The 6,709-nt window shown below is 57.8% G+C and carries 12 protein-coding genes and 1 pseudogene; 3 read left to right on the top strand and 10 right to left on the bottom strand.

All coding sequences use genetic code 11. The annotated features are described in order from the left end of the window. Nucleotides 1-34 precede the first annotated feature (34 nt). The 10 genes and pseudogenes from FEU76_RS18455 to FEU76_RS18410 all read right to left on the bottom strand — a co-directional run bounded on the left by FEU76_RS18455 (nucleotide 35) and on the right by FEU76_RS18410 (nucleotide 5,164). The gene (locus FEU76_RS18455) at nucleotides 35-655 is read right to left on the bottom strand and encodes a hypothetical protein (protein WP_144984991.1); all 621 of its coding nucleotides are present in this window, start codon (nucleotides 653-655) and stop codon (nucleotides 35-37) included. Nucleotides 656-952: 297 nt separating this feature from the next. Beyond that, nucleotides 953-1,423, bottom strand: a complete 471-nt coding sequence (locus tag FEU76_RS18450) for a hypothetical protein (protein ID WP_144984988.1) — start codon at nucleotides 1,421-1,423, stop codon at nucleotides 953-955. After that, nucleotides 1,423-1,626, bottom strand: a complete 204-nt coding sequence (locus FEU76_RS18445) for a hypothetical protein (RefSeq protein WP_144984985.1) — start codon at nucleotides 1,624-1,626, stop codon at nucleotides 1,423-1,425. Before FEU76_RS18445 ends, FEU76_RS18450 begins: the two co-directional genes overlap by 1 nt. Nucleotides 1,627-1,738: 112 nt before the next feature. Then, nucleotides 1,739-2,071 (bottom strand): DUF1364 domain-containing protein, encoded by a 333-nt coding sequence (locus FEU76_RS18440; RefSeq protein ID WP_144984983.1) that lies wholly within the window; start codon nucleotides 2,069-2,071, stop codon nucleotides 1,739-1,741. Beyond that, nucleotides 2,071-2,580, bottom strand: a complete 510-nt coding sequence (locus FEU76_RS18435; protein ID WP_144984980.1) for a hypothetical protein — start codon at nucleotides 2,578-2,580, stop codon at nucleotides 2,071-2,073. Before FEU76_RS18435 ends, FEU76_RS18440 begins: the two co-directional genes overlap by 1 nt. Then, nucleotides 2,577-3,341, bottom strand: coding sequence for a replication protein P (locus FEU76_RS18765; RefSeq protein WP_260851423.1), 765 nt, complete (start codon nucleotides 3,339-3,341; stop codon nucleotides 2,577-2,579). The genes FEU76_RS18435 and FEU76_RS18765 overlap by 4 nt, the downstream gene beginning before the upstream one ends. A 508-nt stretch (nucleotides 3,342-3,849) precedes the next feature. Further along, nucleotides 3,850-4,206, bottom strand: a pseudogene (locus FEU76_RS18760) (replication protein); the annotation flags it as partial. A gap of 133 nt (nucleotides 4,207-4,339) precedes the next feature. Beyond that, entirely contained in the window at nucleotides 4,340-4,531 is a 192-nt protein-coding gene (locus FEU76_RS18420; RefSeq protein ID WP_144984972.1) for a hypothetical protein, read from the bottom strand. Nucleotides 4,532-4,563: 32 nt separating this feature from the next. Continuing rightward, a complete protein-coding gene (locus FEU76_RS18415; protein WP_144984969.1) occupies nucleotides 4,564-4,893 on the bottom strand; it encodes a hypothetical protein in 330 nt (109 codons plus the stop codon). A 58-nt stretch (nucleotides 4,894-4,951) separates the two neighbouring features. Continuing rightward, nucleotides 4,952-5,164 (bottom strand): transcriptional regulator, encoded by a 213-nt coding sequence (locus FEU76_RS18410; RefSeq protein WP_144984966.1) that lies wholly within the window; start codon nucleotides 5,162-5,164, stop codon nucleotides 4,952-4,954. A gap of 91 nt (nucleotides 5,165-5,255) precedes the next feature. Between FEU76_RS18410 and FEU76_RS18405 the strand changes: the two genes are divergently transcribed. From FEU76_RS18405 to FEU76_RS18395, 3 genes are read left to right on the top strand one after another with little or no spacing between them, the layout of a single operon-like run. Then, entirely contained in the window at nucleotides 5,256-5,966 is a 711-nt protein-coding gene (locus tag FEU76_RS18405; protein WP_186299169.1) for a S24 family peptidase, read from the top strand. Then, a complete protein-coding gene (locus tag FEU76_RS18400) occupies nucleotides 5,967-6,302 on the top strand; it encodes a hypothetical protein (RefSeq protein ID WP_144984960.1) in 336 nt (111 codons plus the stop codon). It begins immediately after the preceding gene. Further along, nucleotides 6,289-6,633, top strand: a complete 345-nt coding sequence (locus FEU76_RS18395) for a hypothetical protein (protein ID WP_144984958.1) — start codon at nucleotides 6,289-6,291, stop codon at nucleotides 6,631-6,633. Before FEU76_RS18400 ends, FEU76_RS18395 begins: the two co-directional genes overlap by 14 nt. Nucleotides 6,634-6,709 lie beyond the last annotated feature (76 nt).

Below are 6,709 nucleotides of genomic sequence, written 5' to 3'. Positions count from 1 at the left end.
GCAAAAAGCCCGCACGGTGGCGGGCTTGGTGGGGTCAGGCGGCCTTGTCGCCAGCTATCAGTGCGGCCACCGGTGCCAGGGCAGCGCATTCCCATCGGTCGAGTGTGTCCAGTAATCTCTCCCAGACACCGCCCCACGTTGAGCGGTCGCGCCTGCTCCAGTCTCTCGTATTCACTTCTTCCCCATGCTCTTCTTCAATCCAAGCAGCAATCCTTCGCGGGTTGTGCAACCCTGGCCGGTTATACGGGTACGTCGTCTCGGCGTGGTGGTGGATCGCCGCCGACACGATCCACCGCAGTTGTCGTGCCGCCTCTGCCGATGGCCGCTCTGCCTGCCCCTGCCCTGGCAACCGCATCTGCATACCAACGTGCATCAACGCGGTGTGTATCCACTCCCGATCCTCTGCCAGCTCCTCACGGGTAAACGGCCCGAAGCAATAGCGTGCCAGGGACTGCAGGTGCTGCGGCTGGCTCTCCACTGCGCTAATAACCTGCCCAGCTTCCAGGCCGTGCACTATCCGCCAGTCGTTGTTATTGCGCTGCGTCGTCTGTATCTGCGCTCCCATGCGCGCTATCTCTGCGGCACACTGCATTACACTCCCACGCTGCTCGTGATACGCGTCAAAGATCATCTGTCGAGCTGAGATATATCGCATCACTTCCCCCTACCGTTGCGTTTTCGTTGCGATATTGCGCCAGTGTTGCGTTTTGTTGCCTGCCGCGTTGCGCGTTCTTCTTCAACCACTTGTTCCCAAACGTCTTTTATCCGTTGCGGTGTTGCGTGCGGGAATTTCTTTGCCCATTGAGCGTGTACTGCTTTGCGCTGCGCCTGGGGCGCTGCCAGCATTTGCCGCGCAATGAACATCACCTCGCATTGCCGCGCCCATTCGTGCCACTCAGGTGGATAGCCATTGGTGCCGCCAAGTGGGCGACCGTCTGGCCATGCGGTTGGCCTATCCATGGCTACGCGCACAATGGTTCTTGCAAAACTCGTCAATAGGCATAGTGATAGGTCGCGGCCCTTCGCTTGTCACAATGTCTAAAAGCATTGTTTTATATTCGCCCTCGCTGACAGGGATGATCTCCACCCACGTCCCGCTTTCGGCTTTCCGGTCTACCTCGGGCGGGTCAAGAATCACGCGGCGCACGTACTGCCCTCTGTCGTCCGGCAACAGTCCGGCAGCCACCAGCCCATCCTCGATGTGCTTCATGCTGATTGAGTAGTTGCTGGTGTCGCGCACCCGGTCGCCCTTGCCCAACCGAGGGCGAAACACCAGGTCTACCCTGCAGGTGACAGGTGCAACACCTTGGCAGGCGGCCTTGCACGCCCACGCGGCTGCTTTCACCTCCCGGTTGTTGGCGTGCTTATTAGCTCGCAGGGCGACGTTGGTACTGCTTGCGATGTAGGGCACAAACAGGATCATCAGTCGCCCTCCGCTGTGTGGTGGCGGTTGGCGATCAGCTCGTCAGCCAAAGCAAGAGCAGCCTCTTGAGCTTTTTGCTTTGCGTTCTGCCATGCGTAAAAATCACCCTGCATCTCGCTAAACTGAAAACGCGCCATCGCCACGCGCTCCGCATGCCGTGCTTTTGCCGATGCTTGCCCGGCCTTGCTTGAAATAGTGATCATTGGTCGCAATCCTCCGGCTCGCCCTGGTCGTTCAGGTCAGCAAACAGGTAGTCGATGGCCATCACCAATGCGACGGCGGCGATAGTCAGCAAAGCGGCTCCAATCGTCAGCATCATTGCGCCACCCCCTTGATCGTGACGACGCCCAGCTCAATCAGGCGTCGCAGTGTGCGAGTTTGAGCCCGGCGCATGTACCACTCACGCGGACCCGCGTCACCATGAGGCCACTTGGCTCGGCCATCGATGCAGTCATGGCAGGCATGGCAAGCGAATACCGCAGAAATGTCGTCGCTCTTGCGGCTCATGCCGTGGCTTTCGTCCGGCAAGTGGGCCAGCACGGTCGTCTCGGGATTCCCGTTGCAGACGCCGACGATGCCGAGCGTGCACTGCTCGCCCCGGGCAGCGTTGCGGATGTGCCTGGATTCGATGCGGATTGCCTTGAGCATCACGCCACCTCCTTGTATTCGCCCGGCTTGAAGCCGCGCAGGTTGGGATCAGTCAGCCGCATGCCTAAGCCAGTGAAGTGCTGGTATACGGCATCCAGATAGCGGGTCTTTTGGTCTTTGTTCATCAGCCGGGTACAGGGGAAGTCGAGTGGCTCCTGCATCAGCTCAAGCTTGGCCTCATACGGGAGCGGCTTAACGATGCGGTCGTACTTCTCCCTGAACTCGGGTAGCTCCCAGCGCAGGATCGGTACCGCGAAGTGCAGCTTGCAAAAGCCGCGGTACTCCTCGGCGATGTGGTCGCCTTGGGCCTCGGCCTCGAGCATCCACTTCCGCTGGAGCTTGTTCTGGTCGGTGCTGCGCTTCACCTGGCGTTTACGAACCACGATCTCCACCTCCCCCCAAAGCTGGATGGCGTCTGAGATAACCTTCGGCAGCTTGGCAGCGGTGGCCAGCGCTTCTTGAATGGTACTGGCCCGGGAGACGAATGGCCTGCTGGTTGGTTTGGTCATGATCCACCTCGCAACATGCCTTTGATCGCGGCTATTCCTTGCTCACCACTCATGCGCCGGCCAAATTGCTTCTCTGCCTGGGCGGCGGCCTGCTCAAGTCCAGCTCGCTCTGCCCGTTGTGCCGCCGTCAGTTGACCGTCATGACCCACCAGCCCACGCGCCTCGACTGGCCCACCAGCCATGACCCGGTTAACGATGGCCCGGTACTGCTTGCCAAATGCGCCCCGTAACGCTCGAATCCGGCTTTCACTGGTGGCCGCTGCCAAGTCAAACCATCCTGTCGCCCTGCCCGCCTCGCGCACAGCTCCATGGGTCCAGCGGTGGCCTGCAGGGTTTTGTGCGTGCTTGATGGCTTCATCGAACGCCTGCTCCACACTAGGCATGCCAAAATCCTCCGGATGCGGTTTCAAGCTCGCAATCAGGCGCGCCACACTCGGCGGCCACTCGCTGCCCTCGGCCTTGATTCGCTCCAGTGCCGCGTCCAGGCTCCGCTGCGTCGGCAACACCGACCACTTCGCCATCGATATCCCCACCTCCCGCTTGGCCAGCTTCACCATGTCCGCCGTCGAAAACGCGCTCCGCCACGTCCTTGGATAAATCGCCTCCAGACGCGTGAACGCCCGGTTGACCAGCTCCCAGATTTCCTGATTCCTCGTCTGGGAAGAGCCCTTCGATCCAGCTTGTGTCGTTGGGGTCGGAGAGCATTGCTGCGATTCGATCTTTGTCAGTACGTTTTGCGTCAGCTCCTGAGCGGTTGGCATGGCTGGCCCCCTTGCGGCGGTTGTTGAACTGTATGGCGAGCGCCTTCCACTGCTTGCGCAGCTTGGTCGGGCTCAAGATGTTGGATTGCCAGAAGCTGTCCTGGCTGGCCCAGGCAAACAGGCGCTTAATGTGTTCAGGCTCGCGGCCATCCTGTTCGCGCATCAGGCGAAGTGTGTGGGCCCAGCGGGTGAGGTTGCGTTTCTCGCTGCCGCCTGGGAGCGCATCGACAATGCCCGCCATCCACTCGGCAAGCTCATGGTCGATAGGCTCACCCCATACGCGACGCTTGGCGCTCGAAGGGTTTGCATCGACGTTCTTACTACCGCTAGGTAGTAAGTTGTCTTTCCTGTCTTTAGAAGCGTTACCGTTTTGGTAACACTCAGATTTACCATTTTGGTAAGAGTCACCTCGTTTTGGATCATCGTTACCAGTTTGGTGAGTGTCGGGCTTGGCCTGCTTTGGTGGTGGCGTCTTGCGCTCGGGTTCTGATAAGCCCCACTGGTCGGCGTGCTTGTTGAACGACACGGCAGATCGGCTGCCGCCGTGGCGAATGATGACCCTCTTGGCCACCAGGGCGGATAGCGCCTGGCTCGCCTTGGTAGCAGGCAAGCCGGTCAATTTGGCCAGCAGGCCACCGGTTACCCTCGCCTGCTTTCGGTTCCAGCCATACGTCAGCCTGATCACCGCCATGACCACACGCATCTCGCGCAGTGTCAGCGGCGCGGACATGACTTGCTCCAACAGCTCGTTGGCGATGCGTGTATAGCCATCTTCCACTTGTGGCCCCCTGCCAGAGCGTTCTGGCTCCGGCCTATCGACGTCTTCTCGACGTGGAAACTGGAAAATCTCAGCGGTATTAGTCATACTTACCTCACGTTGTGTAGTTCAAAGCCCGGCATGCTCCCCAGCAGCGCCGGGCTTTTCGTTTATGCCGTATCTCAAGACGACCTGACAGGGCCTTGTAACGGCCCAAGAAGCGGGCCGAAGCCCGCTGGTACTACACCGCTCGCAGCGTGCGCTCTCGGCGCATGGCATAGAGCTGATCTTTTAACGGTCCCGCGATAGCAATGGCGTGATCGAGCATCACGTCCTCCACCGCCACTCCGCGCTGTGCGGCTTCCTGTTCCACCACGGCTTGATGCGGTGGCGACAAGCGCCGATACGTTCGTGACAAAGCTGCACGGTTCACAGTCACTCCTCGGGCCTCGTCCGGCCCTTCTGCTAAGCGCGAAGGCGCTGCATCATCTGCTCAGTGATGCGGTTTTCGATGAGGTGCGCCATGAGCGCTTCCACCATGTCCTGCTGTGCTGTCTGCACGCTGTGGCCATTGGCCAGGCGGTCAAGCAACACGTCTTGCCGGAGGTTGATCACCTCCATGCCCACCAGGGCGCACTCCCGAATGGCGTGTGAGATAACGCCCCCGTGGCGCATTTCTGCTACCTGCTCCAGCGCGAGGTATTCCGAATCCTTGAAGCGGACACGAGCGGGGTTATCCAGGTGCTCGCCTTCCGGCTTCCGGGTGGCAGGAATACGGGGTTCACGGTTCAGCATTGAGACTTCCTTCTTCTGGTTTGCTGATAACGCGGCCTTCACAGGCAGGCGGTTGGGGTTAAGCGGCTTTGATGGCGATAAGGCGCGGGCAAAGCTCGACAGCCTTAACCTTTCCGCTTGTGAGCTTTTCGGCTACCAAGGCATGCACCTCAGAAACGCCATGCCGACCAGTGGCCCAGCCAGAAACAGTGCCCTGCTTGACGCCCAGGGCTTCCGCTGTTTTCTGCTGGTTACCAAAGTGCTTGATGAGTTTTTGGACTGGGGTTTCCATAGGTATGCCTAATATAGAAAGGATTACCGATATACTAGATATAGGAACACCTTTTTGCAAGCATATAGGTTCGCCTATATCTTGCTGGAATATGACTATCGGTGATCGGGTGAAGCGTGCCCGCAAACACGCAGGGCTAAATCAGAGGGAATTGGCCAAGGCCATTGGCATTACACAGCCATCCCTTTCAGAGCTTGAGCGCGGCGAATCCCGCTCAAGCGCTTACCTCGTTCAGATCGCCTCTGTTTGTGGGGTGGATGCCTCTTGGCTGGCAACCGGTTCAGGAGAAATGCTTGCTTCTGATGCAAGGCGTGCGGGCGGCTCGGATGAAATTGAGCTTCACAATACCGAGGTTGTCGAAGGCGGCTTCCCGCTAGCTCCCGATGAAGTCGAACTGCCCTGCTTCCGCGAAGTCGAGTTTTCTGCTGGCGATGGCCGCACCCAGGTCGTGGAAAATGGCGGCCATACGATGCGCTTTCCACTTGCAAAGCTCGCTGCTCGCAGCGTGTCTCCCGAGAATGCGGCATGCGCGACAGCCACGGGCACGTCAATGATGCCCACTATTGCAGATGGCTCTCCGATCGCCATCGACAAAGGCACGCGGCACATCATTGACGGCAAGATTTACGCGCTCGATCACGGAGGCATGCTCCGCATCAAACGTCTCTACAAGCTGCCGTTAGGGCGTGTGCGCCTAGTAAGTGACAACAGCGATGAATATCCCGAGGAAACGCACAGCCTTATGGGCCCAGATGCGCCAAAAATTATAGGAAGAGTCTTCTGGTGGGAGGTTTTTGATTAAATGACTGATCAGGTTAAGAACTTTACTTTAACTCCAGCTAAGAAGCTGCTGGCCCACCTCCAAAAATTCACGCCAACTTTTTCTTGCCCATGCTGCGGACTCAAAGCCTGGGGTCTGCACATAATGAATATAGATCCGGCCCTAGTAGAAAATAAGGATGGAAGTGTTGCTGACCTAGACGTGGTAACACCCCGTTTTATTTCTGGGGCGAGCCTTATTGGGGTTGAAATGCCCGGCCCATTGGCAGCCTTACCCGTCACTTGCCAGCACTGTGGCTATATTGCTTTTTTTGATGCTACCATCGTCAATCAGGATACAGATAATGGCCAGCCGTGAAAAAATAGTAGGTTTAGATGGTAACCCAGTTGACCCCCATAGCTTCAAAAAAACAGGTAGCGGTGGAGGCGGAGGTGGCCCAACTATGGAAGACATAGCTCGTAGAGTCGGTGTCCTTGAGAGCGATATGAAATCAGCGCGGGACGACTTATCAGAAATAAAAGCGACCTTTGCGACCCGAGATGGCTTAAACGACGTTCGCCTTGAAATTGAAAGAGTTCGCAGTGAAATGCACTCGCTGGGGCGTCAAATGATCATGTGGAATATAGGTACCATATTGACATCAGCTGGCCTTGTCTTCGCTATCATGAGGTTTTTGCCAGCAACCTGATCCTGCTTCAGTCACATTGAGCCATCGGCCTTACCATTAATTCTTGACTAACCCGCCCATTGAGGCGGGTATTTTT

Origin of the sequence: Halomonas sp. C22 (assembly GCF_007655045.1) — a bacterium.
Classification (GTDB): domain Bacteria; phylum Pseudomonadota; class Gammaproteobacteria; order Pseudomonadales; family Halomonadaceae; genus Vreelandella; species Vreelandella hamiltonii.
Note: the sequence above shows the minus strand (reverse complement) of the source record. Positions and strands in the feature narration are given on the sequence as shown.

Bases quoted from the DNA above. Each gene is read 5' to 3' on its own strand.
- FEU76_RS18455 (WP_144984991.1), bottom strand. From the start codon at position 655: ATGCGATATATCTCAGCTCGACAGATGATCTTTGACGCGTATCACGAG.
- FEU76_RS18450 (WP_144984988.1), bottom strand. From the start codon at position 1,423: ATGATCCTGTTTGTGCCCTACATCGCAAGCAGTACCAACGTCGCCCTG.
- FEU76_RS18445 (WP_144984985.1), bottom strand. From the start codon at position 1,626: ATGATCACTATTTCAAGCAAGGCCGGGCAAGCATCGGCAAAAGCACGG.
- FEU76_RS18440 (WP_144984983.1), bottom strand. From the start codon at position 2,071: ATGCTCAAGGCAATCCGCATCGAATCCAGGCACATCCGCAACGCTGCC.
- FEU76_RS18435 (WP_144984980.1), bottom strand. From the start codon at position 2,580: ATGACCAAACCAACCAGCAGGCCATTCGTCTCCCGGGCCAGTACCATT.
- FEU76_RS18765 (WP_260851423.1), bottom strand. From the start codon at position 3,341: ATGCCAACCGCTCAGGAGCTGACGCAAAACGTACTGACAAAGATCGAA.
- FEU76_RS18415 (WP_144984969.1), bottom strand. From the start codon at position 4,893: ATGCTGAACCGTGAACCCCGTATTCCTGCCACCCGGAAGCCGGAAGGC.
- FEU76_RS18410 (WP_144984966.1), bottom strand. From the start codon at position 5,164: ATGGAAACCCCAGTCCAAAAACTCATCAAGCACTTTGGTAACCAGCAG.
- FEU76_RS18405 (WP_186299169.1), top strand. From the start codon at position 5,256: ATGACTATCGGTGATCGGGTGAAGCGTGCCCGCAAACACGCAGGGCTA.
- FEU76_RS18400 (WP_144984960.1), top strand. From the start codon at position 5,967: ATGACTGATCAGGTTAAGAACTTTACTTTAACTCCAGCTAAGAAGCTG.
- FEU76_RS18395 (WP_144984958.1), top strand. From the start codon at position 6,289: ATGGCCAGCCGTGAAAAAATAGTAGGTTTAGATGGTAACCCAGTTGAC.